Source organism: Desulfobotulus pelophilus (assembly GCF_026155325.1).
Taxonomy (GTDB): domain Bacteria; phylum Desulfobacterota; class Desulfobacteria; order Desulfobacterales; family ASO4-4; genus Desulfobotulus; species Desulfobotulus pelophilus.
In genome coordinates this window covers 404,704-422,490 of record NZ_JAPFPW010000001.1, presented here as the reverse complement: position 1 = coordinate 422,490, position 17,787 = coordinate 404,704, and the positions used below count along the sequence as shown (strand labels likewise).

The 17,787-nt window shown below is 50.5% G+C and carries 21 protein-coding genes; 8 read left to right on the top strand and 13 right to left on the bottom strand.

Features of this window, described 5'->3' with window-relative positions; all coding sequences use genetic code 11:
• Positions 1-99: 99 nt before the first annotated feature.
• The 3 genes from OOT00_RS01870 to OOT00_RS01860 form a co-directional block, all read right to left on the bottom strand.
• A complete protein-coding gene (locus OOT00_RS01870) occupies positions 100-765 on the bottom strand; it encodes a hypothetical protein (protein ID WP_265423592.1) in 666 nt (221 codons plus the stop codon).
• Positions 766-1,202: 437 nt separating this feature from the next.
• On the bottom strand, positions 1,203-1,667 hold the full coding sequence (locus OOT00_RS01865) for a hypothetical protein (RefSeq protein ID WP_265423591.1): 465 nt from the start codon (positions 1,665-1,667) through the stop codon (positions 1,203-1,205).
• A gap of 396 nt (positions 1,668-2,063) precedes the next feature.
• Positions 2,064-2,687: a tyrosine-type recombinase/integrase gene (locus tag OOT00_RS01860; protein ID WP_265423590.1), complete on the bottom strand. Its 624-nt coding sequence runs from the start codon at positions 2,685-2,687 to the stop codon at positions 2,064-2,066.
• Between the two features lie 642 nt (positions 2,688-3,329).
• Between OOT00_RS01860 and OOT00_RS01855 the strand changes: the two genes are divergently transcribed.
• Positions 3,330-3,557 (top strand): hypothetical protein, encoded by a 228-nt coding sequence (locus OOT00_RS01855; protein WP_265423589.1) that lies wholly within the window; start codon positions 3,330-3,332, stop codon positions 3,555-3,557.
• Positions 3,558-3,606: 49 nt separating this feature from the next.
• On the opposite strand, the gene OOT00_RS01850 is transcribed toward OOT00_RS01855, so the two are convergent.
• Positions 3,607-4,239: a recombinase family protein gene (locus tag OOT00_RS01850; protein ID WP_265423588.1), complete on the bottom strand. Its 633-nt coding sequence runs from the start codon at positions 4,237-4,239 to the stop codon at positions 3,607-3,609.
• A gap of 257 nt (positions 4,240-4,496) precedes the next feature.
• Between OOT00_RS01850 and OOT00_RS16330 the strand changes: the two genes are divergently transcribed.
• Complete coding sequence (locus tag OOT00_RS16330) at positions 4,497-4,673, top strand: type II toxin-antitoxin system HicA family toxin (protein ID WP_144682890.1); 177 nt, start codon at positions 4,497-4,499, stop codon at positions 4,671-4,673.
• A 12-nt stretch (positions 4,674-4,685) separates the two neighbouring features.
• The gene (locus tag OOT00_RS01845; RefSeq protein ID WP_265423587.1) at positions 4,686-5,084 is read left to right on the top strand and encodes a type II toxin-antitoxin system HicB family antitoxin; all 399 of its coding nucleotides are present in this window, start codon (positions 4,686-4,688) and stop codon (positions 5,082-5,084) included.
• A gap of 43 nt (positions 5,085-5,127) precedes the next feature.
• On the opposite strand, the gene OOT00_RS01840 is transcribed toward OOT00_RS01845, so the two are convergent.
• Entirely contained in the window at positions 5,128-5,514 is a 387-nt protein-coding gene (locus OOT00_RS01840) for a hypothetical protein (protein WP_265423586.1), read from the bottom strand.
• Positions 5,429-6,613: a tyrosine-type recombinase/integrase gene (locus tag OOT00_RS16325; RefSeq protein ID WP_368407562.1), complete on the bottom strand. Its 1,185-nt coding sequence runs from the start codon at positions 6,611-6,613 to the stop codon at positions 5,429-5,431. The genes OOT00_RS01840 and OOT00_RS16325 overlap by 86 nt, the downstream gene beginning before the upstream one ends.
• Before the next feature lie 266 nt (positions 6,614-6,879).
• On the opposite strand from OOT00_RS16325, the gene dnaX reads away from it, so the two are divergent.
• The 4 genes from dnaX (at position 6,880) to OOT00_RS01820 (ending at position 10,424) form a co-directional block, all read left to right on the top strand.
• Positions 6,880-8,841, top strand: a complete 1,962-nt coding sequence (gene dnaX / locus OOT00_RS01835; protein WP_265423585.1) for a DNA polymerase III subunit gamma/tau — start codon at positions 6,880-6,882, stop codon at positions 8,839-8,841.
• A gap of 18 nt (positions 8,842-8,859) precedes the next feature.
• Positions 8,860-9,171 (top strand): YbaB/EbfC family nucleoid-associated protein, encoded by a 312-nt coding sequence (locus tag OOT00_RS01830; RefSeq protein ID WP_265423644.1) that lies wholly within the window; start codon positions 8,860-8,862, stop codon positions 9,169-9,171.
• A 196-nt stretch (positions 9,172-9,367) separates the two neighbouring features.
• Complete coding sequence (gene recR / locus OOT00_RS01825) at positions 9,368-9,970, top strand: recombination mediator RecR (protein WP_265423584.1); 603 nt, start codon at positions 9,368-9,370, stop codon at positions 9,968-9,970.
• Positions 9,960-10,424, top strand: coding sequence for a YkgJ family cysteine cluster protein (locus tag OOT00_RS01820; RefSeq protein ID WP_265423583.1), 465 nt, complete (start codon positions 9,960-9,962; stop codon positions 10,422-10,424). The genes recR and OOT00_RS01820 overlap by 11 nt, the downstream gene beginning before the upstream one ends.
• Here OOT00_RS01820 and OOT00_RS01815 read toward each other — a convergent pair.
• Complete coding sequence (locus tag OOT00_RS01815; protein WP_265423582.1) at positions 10,360-10,629, bottom strand: hypothetical protein; 270 nt, start codon at positions 10,627-10,629, stop codon at positions 10,360-10,362. The two genes, OOT00_RS01820 and OOT00_RS01815, sit on opposite strands and share 65 nt — an antisense overlap.
• 61 nt (positions 10,630-10,690) lie before the next feature.
• On the opposite strand from OOT00_RS01815, the gene murI reads away from it, so the two are divergent.
• Positions 10,691-11,476: a glutamate racemase gene (gene murI, locus OOT00_RS01810; protein ID WP_265423581.1), complete on the top strand. Its 786-nt coding sequence runs from the start codon at positions 10,691-10,693 to the stop codon at positions 11,474-11,476.
• Here murI and OOT00_RS01805 read toward each other — a convergent pair.
• The 6 genes from OOT00_RS01805 to OOT00_RS01780 all read right to left on the bottom strand — a co-directional run bounded on the left by OOT00_RS01805 (position 11,440) and on the right by OOT00_RS01780 (position 17,704).
• Positions 11,440-12,261, bottom strand: a complete 822-nt coding sequence (locus OOT00_RS01805; RefSeq protein WP_265423580.1) for a hypothetical protein — start codon at positions 12,259-12,261, stop codon at positions 11,440-11,442. The genes murI and OOT00_RS01805 overlap by 37 nt on opposite strands.
• A 14-nt stretch (positions 12,262-12,275) precedes the next feature.
• Positions 12,276-14,015, bottom strand: a complete 1,740-nt coding sequence (locus tag OOT00_RS01800; protein WP_265423579.1) for a chloride channel protein — start codon at positions 14,013-14,015, stop codon at positions 12,276-12,278.
• A complete protein-coding gene (locus OOT00_RS01795) occupies positions 14,012-14,713 on the bottom strand; it encodes a PTS sugar transporter subunit IIA (RefSeq protein ID WP_265423578.1) in 702 nt (233 codons plus the stop codon). The genes OOT00_RS01800 and OOT00_RS01795 overlap by 4 nt, the downstream gene beginning before the upstream one ends.
• A 96-nt stretch (positions 14,714-14,809) precedes the next feature.
• Positions 14,810-15,613, bottom strand: coding sequence for a flagellar motor protein MotB (locus OOT00_RS01790; protein WP_265423577.1), 804 nt, complete (start codon positions 15,611-15,613; stop codon positions 14,810-14,812).
• A gap of 27 nt (positions 15,614-15,640) precedes the next feature.
• A complete protein-coding gene (locus OOT00_RS01785; RefSeq protein WP_265423576.1) occupies positions 15,641-16,411 on the bottom strand; it encodes a motility protein A in 771 nt (256 codons plus the stop codon).
• 282 nt (positions 16,412-16,693) lie between these two features.
• Entirely contained in the window at positions 16,694-17,704 is a 1,011-nt protein-coding gene (locus OOT00_RS01780) for an HD-GYP domain-containing protein (RefSeq protein ID WP_265423575.1), read from the bottom strand.
• Positions 17,705-17,787: the final 83 nt, after the last annotated feature.

Genomic DNA, 17,787 nt, shown 5'->3' with positions numbered 1-17,787 from the left:
TAGAGAAAATTACAGGACGGGCCTATATGGTCCTCGTTTCCTGATTTCAAATCCTTGCTTCTCCACCGAACTGCGGTCCAGTGGGATCCGGTTCAAATCCTACCCACCCAGCCCGGCCATCATGCCAAGTTTTTGATTGTGGGTGTTCTTTTCGTCCCGCCGTGCCTGATTCTTTGCCGCAGCAACGGAAGCACCCATGCCAACATTGGAACCGCCCAGCCCGGACATCATATTACCCATGCCCATGCGGGATGCATCCGCAGCGGTTTTCTGCGCTGCCCCCTGGAATCCTGCGGCCATCTGCGACCCGGCCAGATCCGAAGCCCCTTTCAGGTCCGGCCCTGCCATGACATCACTATATAGAGACTGCGTAGCCCCCAATCCCATCATGGTTTTTTGCTGGCCTGCATTGGCCTGCGTCATCCCGTAATCCATTTGCGCCTTGGCAAGCTCCGTCTGCTGGGGGAGAAGGGAAAGCTGAGAATCTATCTGGGCCGATGCAAGACCCGTCTGCTGGGGAAGGAGTCCTCGTTGTGCATCGGCTTGTGCTGTTCCGTATCGGAGCTGGGCTTGGTGATGATTCACCTCGTCAGGAATCATTGCCATGTTTGCTCTCATTTGGGCTTCTTCCAAAGGCCGATAGCTGCGCCTCCAAAGATCGTGGTACTCTTCAGACATATCCATGCTTCGTTCAGCTAGTGCAGCCATTTTAGCGTTGTGTTCTTTATCAACACCGCTTCCTCCACCGCCGCCCCCCACGCTCATAGGAAGATTCCTTTCATATTGTGCAAGCGTTTCATCGTGAAAAAAACGCCTGATTACAGACCCTGTTTTTGCAGCCCAACGCATCCCTCCCACCAAAAAAGAAATGTGATGAACCAAGCCCACCATGCTGTCTCGAAGCACAAAAGATATACTCCTTTCATGCTGGCAGCCCTTCTCTAGTTCCACGCTGGCAACATAATCCAAGATGGTTTGCCGCATCAGCGGGACAAGGGTTTTCATGTTTCTTTGGAAAAATGGATTTTCGGGGATGAGCAACAGACAGTCACAAAAAACATTATTGATTTCCGCTTCGCCAACATGCCTGTCTTTGTCAATCAAGTCGTCCCATACCTGAGAAATGCCACCTAAAACTTCAATGAATCGGACAGCATCCATGTTGCCCCTAAACGTATAAGTCAAAAACTCTCGTTCGTTTTTCACACCTCACCACGGAATAATATCAAGGTAGTTCCTGCTGCCCCAAGATCGTCCAGGGGAAAATCAAAACACCCTGATTCCCGGAAAAAATGATGATCCTCGCTGCCGCTGGGAACAGCGGCAAGAAGTGTTTCTGATAAAATTTCTTCACCATCCGGCTGCCGGAAAAATGAAAGAACTTCCCTGGCATCTGAAACCGAAAGCCCTTGTCCAAAGGAAACCATGGAGAAGGCGGCCACCCGTGGAGCTATGCCCCTTGTGAAAATGGCTCCTGATGGAATTTTGTTCTTAAAAATCACAGAAAAAACACCCAGATTCCCGCTCTGAATAGCACTGTAAAAATCATCCTCGCTGCGACCATTAAAAAATGAACTTTTTCCTTCTAAGCCAATTCTCCAATACAGATCACGGATGAAATTTTCCGGCACATTAAAACCGCCGTGGACAATCACTTGAACGCACATATAAAGCTCCTTTTTTTTGTTGTAGAAAAAAAAAGCCCGGAACAGATCACCCATTGTTACGGGTTTTCTGCACCGGGCCTTGTGGTCCTCGTGTGCTACATGATGTATCGCCCACGGAAAAGCACGGGCTATCTTGTATCAACGCTACTTTAGATTTTTTCTTGTGTCAAGCCCCGGACAAGGAATCCGTTTTTTTTCTTGCCCTGTCCCATCTTCCAACGGCTACGCATCTTTTTTGATTTTCCATCTGCCGGACGCTGCGCATCCACCAAAAGGCCAGCTATAAGTAATTCTTGCGATGGTGCGCCGAAAGTGCGCCGTTCTTTGCGTATTAAGTGCGAAAATGCATGAAGCCCCCTTGTCTGTTTATGAAAAATCCCTCCTGCCGCCATAAACTCAGATTTCAAAATTATTTAGTTTTTCTATTTCATTTAGATCGATACCGATGTACCGGGCGGTCATGCGCTCCCCGGAATGGCCTAACCAAACACACAAGCTTGCAAGAGAACACCCGCCCTGATGCCGATGGTAAGCCCCGGTCTTGCGCAGGCTGTGGCTGCCAAAATTTCCAGAAATCCCCACACTTGATGCCCATTTTTTCAGGAGCCGTGTCAGCCAAGAAGTAGTCATAGGTTGCTTTCCTGGGTTCCGTTGGCCGGAAAAAAAGAAATCTTCATCCTCCGCACCACGGGAAAGCCTTTCCGTTAAATAAATTTCAATGGCTGTCATGGCCTTGTTATTGATTCCAACCCTGCGCACCTTGCCTGTTTTCTGTTCTCTCAACTGGAAGCTCCCCGATCGGACAAGCTCTCGAACATCGCTGATCCGAAAATTAAGGAAGTCTCCGGCCCGTAGACTTGAGCTTACACCCAACTCAAGCAAGGCCAAGTCTCTGCCTGATTTCTGCCCCTTCAGCAATGCCCTGATTTCTTCTATTTTTTGCTTTGATTTAATTGGCTCAACAAGAATAACATCACCTTTTTTGGGGTGATTTTTTGGCTTATTTTTTTTCTCTTCCATGATAAAAAATCCTCCATCAAAAAGCGTGTTTCTGGTTCTTCCACCACCAACAACTCCAAAATAACCCGTCATCTTGCGGTATTTTAAGACGATTTTTCTTTTCTGACAAATAATTTTTCCGCAAATCAAAAATATTTTTAATTCAAAGGGATTGAGGCTTTACGGAAGCAAAAACAAGGAGAAAAGGAAGGCATCCGGTCAGACCTCAAAAAATATCGCCCTGAAAGTCTGTTCGTGAGCTTTCCGCATATTGTCTTTTTATGAGCGCATGTGAAGAAAATCAGGGGACAGCTTTTTTAACTGTGAGGCAGTAGCCTTTCACCTTCATGGCAGGCAAGAGAGGAATACATTCAAAATGGACGGGAAAAAGGACTTGCAGAACCACGGGAAAAATGACAAGCTAACTCCACCATGGAAAAAGACCATGGTCGGGATTGGAACCCCGGCAAAATAGGAGCATAGCGCCCCCACAAAAAATGCAGGCGCATTTTTATTTCATACCTGCATCCCACTTATGGCGGTTCTATACGTGGCCCTCTTCGGAGGGGCCGGTTGCCTATTTCCGGTAGTTCCAACCCGTATAGAACCGCCTACCCTATTTGAGCAGGCGGCCATTCTTTTCACCGCATGAAAGGAGTTGCCATGAATGACCTGACCCTTGAAGAAAAAATAGATATTTGTTTTGATCGAGCGATCAGAACCGAACTTTTTGCCCACAAAATAAGGGATTGGACAAGCCTTCTTGAAGAGGGATGGGAACATATTGGTGAGGAAAATAGGATGTTTGTCATTGCCCAAATAAAATATTTTGCAAATGAAATCCTTTTTGCCTTATGTCAAAATTTTTTTGACATTTCAGAAGTCCCCTAACCTCTACTTCCGGGCAGTCCTCCGGGCCTGCCCGTGCTATCCACCATATTCAAACCCCTTTGACCGCCCGTGATATGGTCCTGCGACTACACGCAAGCAAATCTTCAATTTCAGAGTACGACAAGCCCCTCTCCCGTAATGCAAGGATCTGATTCCGTTTTTGTTCATCCTTCTTGCGTCCTGCGTACTTCCCCTGCTCCTGCGCCTTGGCAATTCCCTCCTTTTGTCTTCTCCGGCGATCATCGAAGTCTTTTCGGGCAACCGCCGCCAAAACATCCAGCATCATCCCCGTTATGGCTGCCACGATACGCTGCTGAAAATCATCCTCAGCAACAGATTCCTTTTTTTCCAGCACCGGGAAGGTAAAGGGCAGATCCAGCGCACAAAGACGAATCCCTTTTCCCTCGATAATGGACCGAAGCTTCTCCCATTCCGCAGACTTAAGCCTTGTGAGGCGGTCCACCTGTTCAAGGAGAAGCACATCCCCTTCCTGCATGAATGCCAAGGCCCTCATCAATTCCGGCCTGTCCAGGGTTGCGCCCGAAGCATTTTCCACAAAATACCCTGAAATGGATGCCCCTTGCTCATGGCAAAAGGTATCCAACATTTTTTTTGCTCTGGTTGCGTCCTGATCCGCTGTCGATGCTCGAAGATATGCAAACACCCGGCTCCCGTTTCCCATGATTCCCCCTTATTGTCTGGTTTATTTAGACCATGGTTTACATATACGGTTTACCTGATGCGGTGTCAAGGAAAAAGTAAACTTGTTTTTATGGGATTTTTTCAAGTGTAGCAATGGGCTTTTCTTGGTGTCCAAAGGGTATACCCAAAATAAACCGTATTTCTGAAAAAGGGTTCTGTTTGTGTAAAGACACAAAAAAAGCTTGATTTTGTGTCTTTACACACTTATTCTTTTTCAAAGAAAGGGTTCTGACATCCATGAAAAAAAGTGAACTGGTAAGACTCTTAAAAAAGGCAGGGTTCCAGCAAGAGCAAGGCGGCGTTCATGAAATCTGGACGAAAGAGGGATTCCCCAGAATCCCAATCCCCAGAAATCCACGGGACATACCAAAGGGGACAGCGGAAAAGATCCTTAAAGCCGCTGGCATAAAATAGAAGGAGGGCCACATGCAATACTATTATGCTGTTTTTGAAGTAGGCGAAGAAGGATTTACGGAAGTCTATTTCCCGGACATCCCCGGATGTGCCACCTTTGGAAAGGATTGGGATGAAGCTTTCAGGATGGCCACGGATGCCTTGGCTGCTTCCCTGGCTGGTCTGGACAAAAAACCCACGGCATCCCCAAGGGAAAAGATCAAGTCCCAGACAAACGGGGGAGATGTTGTCCCGGTGATCTTGGATAGTAGGATAATGCGCTCCTATGAAAAGTCCGTCCGGGTCAATATCAGTCTTCCCGAAAGCCTCCTTCGTGAAATTGACAGTTATCGGGGCAGGCATGGCAAAACCAGATCCGGCCTACTGGCGGAAGCCGTATCAACTTACTTGGAAGAAAACGCTCAGGCTTAGACATGGCCCGTCCCTCAAGGGGCGGGTTTATTTCCTTCTTGCACTACCACCCCATCTTTTCCCTGTATTCCTTGATCGCTTTGAGCTTTTCCTTCGCCTCTGCTAACAGGGAAGAAAGCTCTTCCTCCCTCTCCTTGTCCGATAGTGCCTCCTTTTTCTGCACCTCTGTCAGCGGGAAAGAAAGTTCCTTTTCTTGCCTGCTGTCCTTGTTATCCACAAAAACCTCCTTTTTGAGACTACATTGCGACAATTTTTCGACACTATTTCGGCAACAAACAACGATCATAACAGTATGAAATAAAAGTATATAAAAGATAAAAATCCTGTTTTTGAGACGTGCGACACTACCCCCTTCTCTCTCCGGATACCAAGAAGATATTCCACCTGTGAAGCAGCTCTTTCTTCTGGTCTTGGAGATCTGTCCGGGCATAAGCATCCCGGACACGATCCCCGGATACATGGGCAAGGCAGGCTTCCGAAACATGATCCGGTATCAATGGCTGCTTCTCAAGGCACCAGTCTTTAAAGCAAGACCTCATACCATGCACGGTACCCTTCTGGTCTGGCTCCAATCTGCTTTTTAAGGCTTTGGATACGGCAACATCGGAAAGGACTGAACCGCTGGGAGAAGGGAAGATAAAGCCACTTTTATCATCGTAGTTTTTGGCATTCTCAATGATGCTTTTCATTTCATCCGTAAGGGGTACAGAATGCGGCCTCTTTGTTTTCGTCCGGGCTGCTGGAATTGTCCAACACAAGCAACCCCGCTCAATGGTTATTTCAGACCACATGGCAGAACGGCCTTCATTAGAACGGCAAGCAGTAAGGATGATCCAGCGCAAACATAAAGAGGAAGCAGATTCCGATTTTTTCAAACTCTTATAAAGACCCGGCAACAGCGTAAAGGGGACAGCCTCAAAATTCTTGACACCAGCAACTGCCGTTCGTTTTGGAAAAACGCTGTCAAGATTTCCTTTCCATGAAGCCGGGTTATCCCCTTCCCGAAGCCCCTTTACCCTTGCATGGTCGAGAACAGTCTCAATCCGCTGACGCACCCGTGAAGCGGTTTCAGGTTTATCATTCCATATGGATTTCAAAGCACGGATAACGTCTGGTGCCTGGATGTGTCTTGGATCCATGGACCCGAGCACCGGAAAGGCATATTGTGCAAGCGTATTCTCCCACTGTTGGGCATGTTTCTTATTGCTCCACCCGGCCTTTCGGCTTTCTATGCAAGCAAGGGCAACCTCAGCGAATGTTAATTCCGGCTGTGGCTTTTCAATGGCTGGAACCTGGCCCCGCTGTACCATGGCCCGTAGCTCAGCCGCCTTTTCCCGTGCAGCCTTAAGGGACACATCAGGGTATGGCCCCAGACCAATATCCCGCTGCCTCCCCAACCGTTGCCAGCGATAAACCCATGAACGAGATCCGGTCTTTCTCACCAAAAGATGGAGACCGCCACCATCTACATATCTTCCTGGGGGAAGGGATTTTACCTTTGCAGCACTTAGCTTTTCATGTATTCTCATTTCGGCTCCTTTATGGTACCAAGTCCGGTACCAAGCCAAAACGTAGAACAAAGGAAAAAATCATGCAACACCATTTCACATAAAAACACACAACATCCTGAAAACCAAAGGGTTTTAACTACACATAACGGCATGGCGCAACATATGGACGGCGGCCCCCCTCTCCGCCATATACAATGCCGTGCAAATAAAAGCCCTGCCTTTACGGCGGGGTTTCTTTGTTTTAGGGTCTATGGAATACAAACTTACGGCAAGGAGCTCTTCTCATGTCCTATCTGGTGCTGGCCCGCAAATACAGATCCCAATCCTTCTCAGAAATCATTGCTCAAGAACATGTCTCCCAGACATTGCAGAATGCCATCCTTGCCGACCGGATTGCCCATGCCATACTGTTCTGTGGTCCGAGAGGAACTGGTAAAACATCCATTGCACGCATTCTGGCAAAAGCCATGAACTGCGCCGAAGGACCCTCTCCAAACCCGTGCAACCAATGCCGGTCCTGCCGGGAAATTACCGCAGGCAACGGTGTGGACGTAATGGAAATCGATGGCGCATCCAACAATTCCGTGGACCAGATAAGAGACCTGCGGGAAGGCCTTGGATATATGCCAGCCCACAGCCGGTACAGAATCTACATCATTGATGAAGTTCATATGCTTTCTACGGCAGCCTTCAATGCACTGCTCAAAACACTGGAAGAGCCTCCTGCCCATGTTCTCTTTTTCTTCGCCACCACAGAACCCCATAAAATCCCTTTGACCATCCTTTCCCGATGTCAGCGGCATGATCTGCGGAGAGTATCCACCCCTCTGCTGACAAGTCATCTTGCAACCCTCTGCAAGGCCGAATCCGTAGAGCTGGACAATGACGGGCTGGATATGATCGCAAGGGAAGCAGACGGGTCCGTGCGCGATGCCCTGAGCCTTCTCGACCGGGTCATAGCCGGGCTGGACTCATCCCAGGGAAGCAGGGAAAATGTTGCGGCCATACTTGGTATCGCCGCACGAAGCCAGTCCTTTCAAATAACAGAAGCCATACTTCATGGGAATACGGAAACCGTTTTTTCCATTATCCGGGAACTCCATGATGCGGGTGTGGACTTCAAAAAGTTTCACGCAGACATCGCCTCTCATATCCGCAATCTTCTGGTGGTCAAGGTAAGCCATCAGAATTGCATGGAACTTCTGGATATCCCGGAAACAAGTGCCAGAGATCTCATTCAACAGGCTGGCCCTGCATCGGCGCACTATCTTTCCCGCCTTCTCGACATGCTCATGGCTGAAGAGCACACCTTGCGGCACGCATCCCACCCCAGAATTGCCATGGAAACCCTTCTGCTGCGCTGCCTGCGCCTCAAGCCTGCCCTTTCCATTGATCGCCTTGTGGAAAGACTGGATGCCCTGCGTAACGATATTCTCGACAAGTCTGAACAGGATGCACCCCTCTCCAGCAGAAAATCCGCACGCATGGAGGATAAAATCCATGCCAATCACAAAACAAATGTCGACAGCCACCCACCCAACGCCTTTGGTATCCCCTCTCCTGCATTGGCAGACCCTGCCACACCAGAAACTCATGAAACCGCCACCGAACAGTTCCTGCCGCCGCTTTTTGACCCGGAGACTGTTTCAGAGCACCCCCACCATCTCCTTTCTGCAACATCCTCCCCTCAACCCTATGGAGACTATGCCATCCGCCCATCGCCTCCTTTCACAAAAAGACCGGACAGTCCACCGCAGGGCAATGTATCCCTGCCTGTCACAGCAGAGCCCCCCCAAACCAGACAAGTCCAGGCGGACAGCCCCCAGGCCTCCCCGAAAAATTATGTGCCTGCAAAATCAAACAACCTTGTCAATCCTGAAGAGGGCTGGAAACTCCTCATTGCCCGGCTTCGCAAAGCCAGCCCGTCCATGGGCGAGCTCCTTGCAACCAAAACAGCCTTGAAAAAGCTTGACGATCAGAGTATGGAAGTGGAAGTTCAGGGTTCGGGGTATTCCGTATCGAGGCTCAGCAATGAAAAAACCCGCCAGCTTGTGGAACAACTCATCCATGAAATTTTCGGGAATCCGCTGCAGCTTACCATTACAACCACGGGAGCAGATGGTACCGAAGCCCTTCACAATCAGTCTGAAAAAGAACTTTTACGGAATGAAGCGGCAACCCATGCCCTTGTGCAGGACGCACTGGAAATTTTCAAGGGCAGGGTTGCTGAGATCTCTTTCCTTTAAGGAGGCGTCATGAAAGGCATGGGGAACATGGGTCAGATGATGAAACAGGCCCAAAAACTCCAGCAGCAAATGGAGAAAATGCAGGCTGAAATGGCCGACAAAACCGTTGAGACCTCCGCCGGTGGAGGCATGGTTCGTGTCGTGGCAAACGGCAAACAGCAAATCCTCTCCATCCACGTGGAAAAAGAAGTTGTCGATCCGGAAGACATTGAAATGCTGCAGGATCTTCTCATTGCAGCCGTAAACGATGCTCTTCAGAAATCCCAGGAAATGATGTCTTCCGCCATGGGCCAGCTCACCGGCGGCATGAAAATCCCTGGGCTATTCTGATACATTTCAAACCTTTCCGGTTCTGCACATTCCAGCACAGGTTTTTTTACCCGGCCTTGCAGCCAGAAAAACCTTATCCCATAACCGGCGAGTTCTTCTTTCACAGAAAGTCCGTTGCAGCAAAGACGCAACGGACCTTTTTCTTGGGTTCTGCCAGTAATTGTTTCTGATCCGGCCGAGAAAGACAGCACTACCTATGCAGCACTACCCGCCTTCGGTTCTTCAGGTTATCCGACAACTTTCCACCCTTCCGGGTATCGGTCCGAAAACGGCTGAACGACTGGCGCTCCATCTGCTGAAAGCTTCCGGGGATGAAGTACGGGGGCTGGCCCAGAGCATCCTTGCCCTGAAAGCCAATGTGCGTCTCTGCTCACGCTGTTTTGCCCTGAGCGAAAGCAACCTTTGCCCTGTCTGTCGGGACCCGGCACGGGACCCCGGAATTATCTGTGTGGTGGAAAGACCTGCAGACATGATGGCTGTGGAAGCAGCCTCCGGTTTTAAGGGGGTATACCATATACTGCAGGGAGTCCTCTCTCCGATGGATGGCATCGGGCCGGAAGACATCCGCATAAGGGAACTTTTACTCCGTACCCGAACCGAAGAGATTCGGGAAATCATTCTGGCCACGGGAACGGCGGTGGAAGGTGAAGCCACAGCGGCCTATATTGCAGAACAGCTGGCAGGACTCCCCGTCCGCATCACACGTATAGCGTCGGGTATTCCCATGGGAGGGGATCTCAAATATATTGACCAGGTCACACTCAAACGCGCATTGGAGTCACGACGTCATGTCACTTGAAAATCCAGTCTTTGATTGCAAACAATGCGGCGAATGCTGCAAAGGCTTCGGCGGTACCTATGTCAGCAGCGAGGATATTCATGCCATTGCCCGTTTCACCGGTCTTTCTGAAACCGTTTTCCGGGAAAGCTGCTGCCAGGAGGCAGCCAGGGGACCCGTTCTGGCTGTTGATGAAGAGAATCGCTGCATTTTTCAAAAAGACCACATCTGCAGCATCCACCCCGTAAAACCCAGAATGTGCCGCGAATGGCCCTTTATCCCTGCCGTACTCCGCCAGCCCGGCAACTGGCAGCTGATGGGTGATGCCTGCCCGGGTATTATCCAGAAGGCTCCTGCACAGGCCGTTTATAACCAGACCCTTGCCTCCCTGCAGAAAACCAGACCCGGATTCAGACCGGAACAAGCCATTGCTCCGGCGGATGTATCTGATAACAGGCCCCTTTTTCCTGCCTGAACAGGGTGACAATATTGCGTGCCTCCAATACCGCAAGGGCCATGTCCAGAACCCCTTCATCCTGGTTCCATACATGCAGAAGGCGGTCACGGGAAAGAGCCCCGTCAGCAGCAAGACCACAGCAACAAAGATATGCGGAAATCACATCCACTTCCAGCCCCAGAGTAAATATTTCCTGGCGCATGGGATTGGTATCAAATTTCATCCAACCATCCTTTCCAGCCCCTTTCCGACCTTGCGGAAAAAAGGCACTGAAAGCAACTTTCATGATAGGTATTTTTGATTCCGGTATCGGAGGCCTCACTACGGTGCGCGCCATAATGCAGGCCCTTCCCGGATACAATATTCTTTACTACGGGGATACAGCCCGGATGCCATACGGATCCAAAAGCCCTGAAACCGTTCGGCAATACGCCATGGAAAACACCCGTTTTCTTGTTGAGAACGGTGCAAAGATTATTATAATAGCATGTAATTCCGCAGCAAGTACAGCCATGGAAGCCGTTACAGCCTCTTTCCACCTGCCCGTATTTGAAGTAGTGGACCCTGCGGTTCAGGCTGCCGTCAATGCTAAAGGATCCTTACGAATCGGCGTAATCGGCACTCGGGCAACCATCCGTTCCGGTATTTATGAAAGCAAGATCAAAGCCCTGCGTCCAGATGCCACCGTACATTCCGTACCCTGCCCCCTCCTGGTTCCGCTTGTCGAAGAAGGCTGGCTGCACACGCCGGAAACTGTCCGGATTGTCAAAAAATATCTCAACCCTTTAAAAACAAGGCAGGTGACAAGCCTTATTCTGGGCTGCACCCATTATCCCATTCTCAAAAAAATCATCCACCGGAAAATCGGCAAACATGTCCGTATCATTGACTCCGGAAGCTGCGTTGCACAGACCGTAACAGACTACCTCCGTCAGCACCCGGATATGGATGCTCAGCTGGAAAAAACCAACCTGCACCGTTTTTATGTTTCCGATATTACAGAACAGTTCGCCATAAGTGCCCGCACCATGCTTCAGGAACCCATTCGTCTTTCCCAGATACGCATGTAACGCTCCTGGGCAACCGGACCCGTCAGCAAAAGAGCCGATGCCATTCTGCGGCGGAACTCCTTTTTAAGGGTAAAGCCGAATCTCTCCCGCAGCCAGCTTCGATGTGAAGCCCCCATCACTGCCAGGGCATCATGGGGGACATTCATCCACAAAGATTCTCTTTTTCCGTTTTTATTACCGGAAAAAATATGACGGATAGCACCAGCAAAAGGCAGATCTCTTACACTGTCAGCACTTCCGAAAGTAAACAGATCAAGGGGAAGATCTGCATTTCGGGCCATCATCAGTGCGGCAGCCAGCACACCCTCCCCCTGACCGGAACCCTCATAAAAAACCACCAGACTTTTCCATTCCCTGGCCACAGGAGAAGGAAGCAGTAAAGTAAAAGGAGCTACAGCTGTCAATCTGCGCATTCCCAGCTCCGAATAAACTGGAAACCGGGGAAAGGGGGAAACGGGGCAGGTCATATAGTCAAAATCCACGGGTACATCAGGAAGATCCGGTGTTGTTCTGTGGCGAATTTCCAAAAAGTGGGCATCCAGCCCTGCTTCTGCAAGAATATCCGATGCCCGTGAGCGCCATTCCCGGACACCTTCCCTGTTTTCATGAAAACCCTCCAGATCAACCTGAACCACCTTTTTTTCGAAATACATTAGAAATCTAGGGCTTTCCGGCAAATAAATCACGGGGGCAGCGCCCATCATCCTGCAGAAAAAAGATGTCTGGAGCAGGGCTTCCCTGCCTGTGGGAGTATTCTGATAAACGTGCAGTAATCTGGGATTCACAAATTTCTCCTGCGTCAGCCATCACTGGTCTGTACCCGCAGCTCCTTGCGGTAATGGTCCAGCAGCGTTGCTTTGGATATCATGCCCATAAAACGATGATCCGCCACCACAGGCATACTGAAAAGCCCCAGCCTGTCCATGGTATCCAGAACATCCTGCAGCTCATCATCCGGATGCGCCACAGCCACATCCCTCTGCATAAGCTGTTCCATGAGAACCGTTTCGTACAGCATCTCATCCAGAAGGTAGGGGCGCACATCGTCGAGATGAACCATACCCACAAAACGGCCCGTGGCATCGTCTTCCACCGGAAAAAAATTTCTTCTGGAATTGCGCAATAACTGCACAAACTCCTTCAAAAGCATATTCCTGTTGATGGTTGCACAATCTTTTTCCATTATTTCAGGAATACGCAGGTCCAGCAGTACCCGACCATCCGTACCGGGTCGAAGTAACTCCCCCCTTGCCTCAAGATCCCTCAGATAAATGGATGCAGGCTCACCATAACGGCAAAGAATGGAAGACAAAGCGGAAACAACCATTAAAGGCAGCATCACTTCATACCCGCCGGTGATTTCAAAAATCAGAAAAATGGCCGTCAAGGGTGCCTGCAGAACCCCCGCTAACAATCCGGCCATACCGAGAAGAGCAAAACACCCCTCATTCACCCATGCCGTGGAAGGAAACAAATAAACAAGAATCCGGTGGTACAGCAGGCCTGTCATAGCTCCAATCACCAGGCCGGGAGCAAAGATTCCCCCCACGCCACCCCATCCCAACGTAAAGGCCGTAGCCAGCACTTTAGCCCCGAGAACCAGCACGACCACTCCTATTCCTGCTGCAAACTGCCCTGCAATCATTTCCCGCACGGCATGGTATCCCTCACCCAGAACAACAGGAAAATAAACACCCATAACCCCTACGCAGAGACCTCCCACCCCGGCTTTCATCCATAACGAAAGACGACACACCGATGCCACACGGGATGAAACACCACCCATGCCACGGAGACTGCGTATCAGAAGAATGGCCACAACCGCGGTGGTCACCGCCAGCCCGACGGAGGCCATGATATCATGAATCTGAATCCCGAATGCCGCACTCTCAAAAGGTATCTGATTTCCCTGAAGTCTTCGGCTCAGCTGCGTACCTGTTACGGCTGCAATGGTTATGGGCACCAGATGACTGCTGCGCCACTGCCCCAAAAGAACTTCCATGGTAAAAACCATGCCAGCCACAGGCGCGTTGAAAATGGAACCAATGGCACTGGCTGCCCCACAACCAACCAGAACCACACGTTGCCGTTCATTCAGACCCAGCATCCGTGCTATATTCGAACCAATGGCAGCCCCGCTCATGACCACAGGTGCCTCCGGCCCGGCGGAACCGCCACTGCCGATGGTCATGCTGCTGGCAAGAATTCTTGAAAAAGAAGAGCGTAACCGGATCAGTCCTCCATGACGGCTGATGGCATAGATTACTTCCGGCACCCCATGACCGTTGTCTTCCCGGACAACCTTCTCCATAAAAAAAACAGCTCCGGCTGCTCCCGCTGCCGGAAACAGAAAAGCCCATGGAACTTGTCTATGCCCCGACAGAAACGAAAAAACCATTTCAATGAGATGATGGAGAAGCACGGCGGCAAGCCCCCCGCAGAGCCCTACCAGGATGGCCAGAGCAATCAGAAAAAGCTGAGGATCCATATGGGACCGAAGCCAATGCCAGCCCCCTGCGACTCTGTCCGCTCCCTTCATGAACGTATCTCCCCACGCTTCAAGAGCCCCTGATCATAAATCGTGAGTGCTTTCATGAGATCTTCCCTTCCAGGCCTTCGGGCCAGAAGAGCATAAAATTCTGGGGTTCTCAGACAGCAGGAGAGACGCGAAAGAAGGCTCAGATGGGTTTTTACATCCGGAGCAAGCAAAAGAAAAAAAACAAATACCAGCTGACCATCTATGGCACCATAGTCAACAGGTTTTTCTGGAAATGCCACTAGAATACGGGCACTCTCAGGATAGTTTTCCAAAGGAATTCTCGGATGGGGAAGGGCAATACCTCTACCAACCCCTGTGGATCCCAGAGCTTCTCTCTCAAGAAGTCGTTCCATAAGGCGGGGGGCAACTGTTTCCGGCAGATCTGGCAAAACGGAAATCATCCGGCCCAGGAGGCCCTCCCTGTCCTCTTCCTTTAAGCCTATAACAAAGCCTCCACGATGGAAAGCCTCCGCAAGCAGACTTTCACAACCACTACCTTTCTCACAGCCGCCCCCCCCCTCACTAATCCGAAAAGGCATATGGTGCTGCCGCGCCCAGCGAGTCAGCTTGTCCAGTTTAAAAACACAGTAACTCCCATCCCGCAGAATGGGTATTCGGCCCTGCCGGATCCAGCGCTCCAGCGTATCGACAGGCAGATCAAGGCTTGCCGCCGTTTCCATGAGAGTCAGACGCTTCATTCTTTTTTCCCGTAATCTTTTCCCAGCCCCATCAAAACAAACCGGCAACAGGCCATCCCGTTGCCGGTTTGTTTCCGGATTTTCATTCCGAAAAATTCATTGCCTCAAAACATCACCGATACTGGCCCGTTCATAAATAACCTCAACCCGACGGTTTTTAGCACGGCCCTGTGCATTGTCATTGGTGTCCACCGGCCTGTATTCTCCAAAGCCCTGAGCTGTCAGCATAAGGGGATTCAGCCCCCTGTCAATAAGAAAACGGACCACCTGCGAAGCCCTTGCCGTAGACAGTTCCCAGTTGGAAGGGAACTGGGCCGTTGCTATGGGAACCGTATCCGTATGACCGACAACACGGATCGGATAGCGAAACTGCTTCAACACCTCCACGAGCTTACCCATAATTTCGGCACCTTCTGGTACCATGACCGCTTCACCAGAACGAAACAGCACCATGTCAGAGATGGTGATCACGGCCCCAACGTCGCTTTCCCGCACATCCACCATGCCGCCCAGACGATTGAAAAGCACCAGCTCCCGTACATCGGAAACAATTTCCTCAACCTCCTTCTGCACCATGGCACCCAGCTCATCCACGGCTTCCCGCTGACGTTCACGGGGTTCCGGGCTGCTCGGGTCCATGATAAGACCTTCCCGGGTACCTGCTTCGGGTATGGTCTGTACACCCAGTGCCGTTCGGAGAGATTGTATGATCTCCTTGAACACTTCATCCTGAATGGTACTCATGGCAAACAACAACACGAAAAAACACAGAAGAAGAGTCATGAGATCGGCAAAGGTGGTCATCCACTTGGGAGCCCCGCCTTCTCCTTCTCCTTCCTCCTCATCGGCAACCGGCTGGGCCAGCACGGGAGGTTTCTCTTTTTCCCCTTCTTCTGCCATGGGTGATGCTCCTTTGGTTACCCCATATTACTTTTTCTTGTCTTCCTTACTCTGCTTGGCATCCATCAGATAGATGTTCAGCTTGTCTTCCATAAGACGTGGGTGTTCACCCTCACGTATGGAAATCACGCCTTCATAGAGAAGGGTCATATTTTTAATCTCTTCTGCACTCCTCACCTTCAGTTTGTCCGCCATGGGAAGAAAAACAAGATTACTCATAACGGCACCATAAAAAGTAGTAATCATAGCCACGGCCATTTTGGGTCCGATGGTGGAGGGGTCATCAAGGGTAGCCAGCATCTGGACAAGACCGATGAGCGTACCGATCATGCCGAATGCCGGTGCATAGGCTCCCATGACCGTAAAAAGGGTGATCCCGCTTTTATTCTCTCTGAGGACAACCCCCATTTTTTTTTGCATAATAGCAGCAATATCGGCGGTCTTTACCCCATCCACGGTCATCTGAATTGCAGATGCGAAATAGGGATCTTCAATGGTTTTGATATCCCCCTCAATGGAAAGAAGGCCGCCTTTTCTTGCCTTATTGGAAATTTCCACAAGCCGCGCAACCAGATCTTCCGGCTTTTCAAGCTTGAACATAAAAATACGTTTCAGCGCCTTGCCGACTTTGGAAAAATCCTTGAGGGGAAAAGCAACCAGTGTGGCCCCGATGGTACCCCCTATGACAATGGCCATGGAAGGAGCGTTGACAAAGAGACCGATACCGCTTCCCAGGAGAATCCCCATGAGAATAAAGCCTGCACCCGCAATCAGTCCGACAATGGAAGCAATATCCATAAGGAAACAATCCTTGCATTCGACCCGCAGAAGGTAAAAAAAACTGGCTGGCTAAACCCTGCCAATACCCTTGACAACCTCAGACAGACGCCATGTTCTTTTTATCAATCAGTGAAAAAAACCTTTCACGATCCAGAACACTGCACCTGCCAAGATACACTATACTTGCAAATAATCATAAAAAATCAAAGGCAATTTTCCCAAAAAAACACTCCTGGCACCCTCTGCCTCAATTCATGTAGCCGGAGGAATCTTTCCACTGCCAGTGTGGTCCCATTTCTTTCACTCCTCCTCAGACCTGTAAACCCTTACCATCTCATCAAGGGGGCCTGCACCACTGTATGCCCGCAGCTTTTCAAGGTGTATTTCCGTCACAGAGATGCCCTCCGGAAGAAGCATGGCTCCAGCGCGGGCATGGAGGGGAGCTGCCAGCACCATGCCCGGAGCAAGGTCGGACAATCTGATCCGGACAGTCCGACCCCCACTGTCATCCTGACTGGCGAGCATACGCAGGGCAGCCAGAACCGCTGGATCCCACAACGCCTCCTGACCGAGGCGGACCAGTGCCCGTTCCCGGTCCTGCCCTGCAGCAACCAGACTTCCGTAAGCCAGCACGGCTGAAAGAATCCGGCTTTCGGTGGGTATATTCTCTCCTTTCAGGCCCGATGGCCCCCCACTGCCATCATAACGCTCTCCCAGATGACGCAGAACTCTGGCAACGCCTGAAAGCCCTTCGAGCTGCGCCACCATGTGTGCCGATGCCACGGGAACCTGCACCAGGGTCTCCTTAACAGTGACCGAGAAACAGATCTCCGGCTTTGTCTGCTGTTCGTGGGGAAGGTGAAACAAACCGATTCGATGGAGCCTGACCGCCTGCCTCAATCGCCACTTTTCTTTAAAAGAAAGTCGAAGCTCGTCACCGACCGCTTCCGTCAGCAGGAGCTGATCTTCCAGACCCTCTCCTCCTCCATGACACTCCTGCAAAAAAGACAGGAGACCTATCATTTTTTCCAATGCGGACCGCCGTCTCACCTGCAGTTTTTCAATATGACTCCATAATGACTTTCTTTCATCAGCAAGAAGCCGGTTTTGTTCCAGAGCATTCTCAAGCAGGCTGCGAAGCTGCCTGCAATGCCGTGCAAAAAAACGCTTTTCCTTCTGTTCAGCAGCCAGCTCCGCCTTCAGTCCGGTAAGCTCCTGTTGCAGCCAGCGCTCTTTTTTTTCTCCGGATGATATCACACCGATCTCCACAACCTGCTTACGCAATTCTTTTTCAGTGACAAACAGCAGCAAGATACCTTATTCACTTCTTACCCAGACTTTCCGCATCGAAACAGCACAGGCCAGAAACCAACCTGAGCGCTCCACAGAAAGAC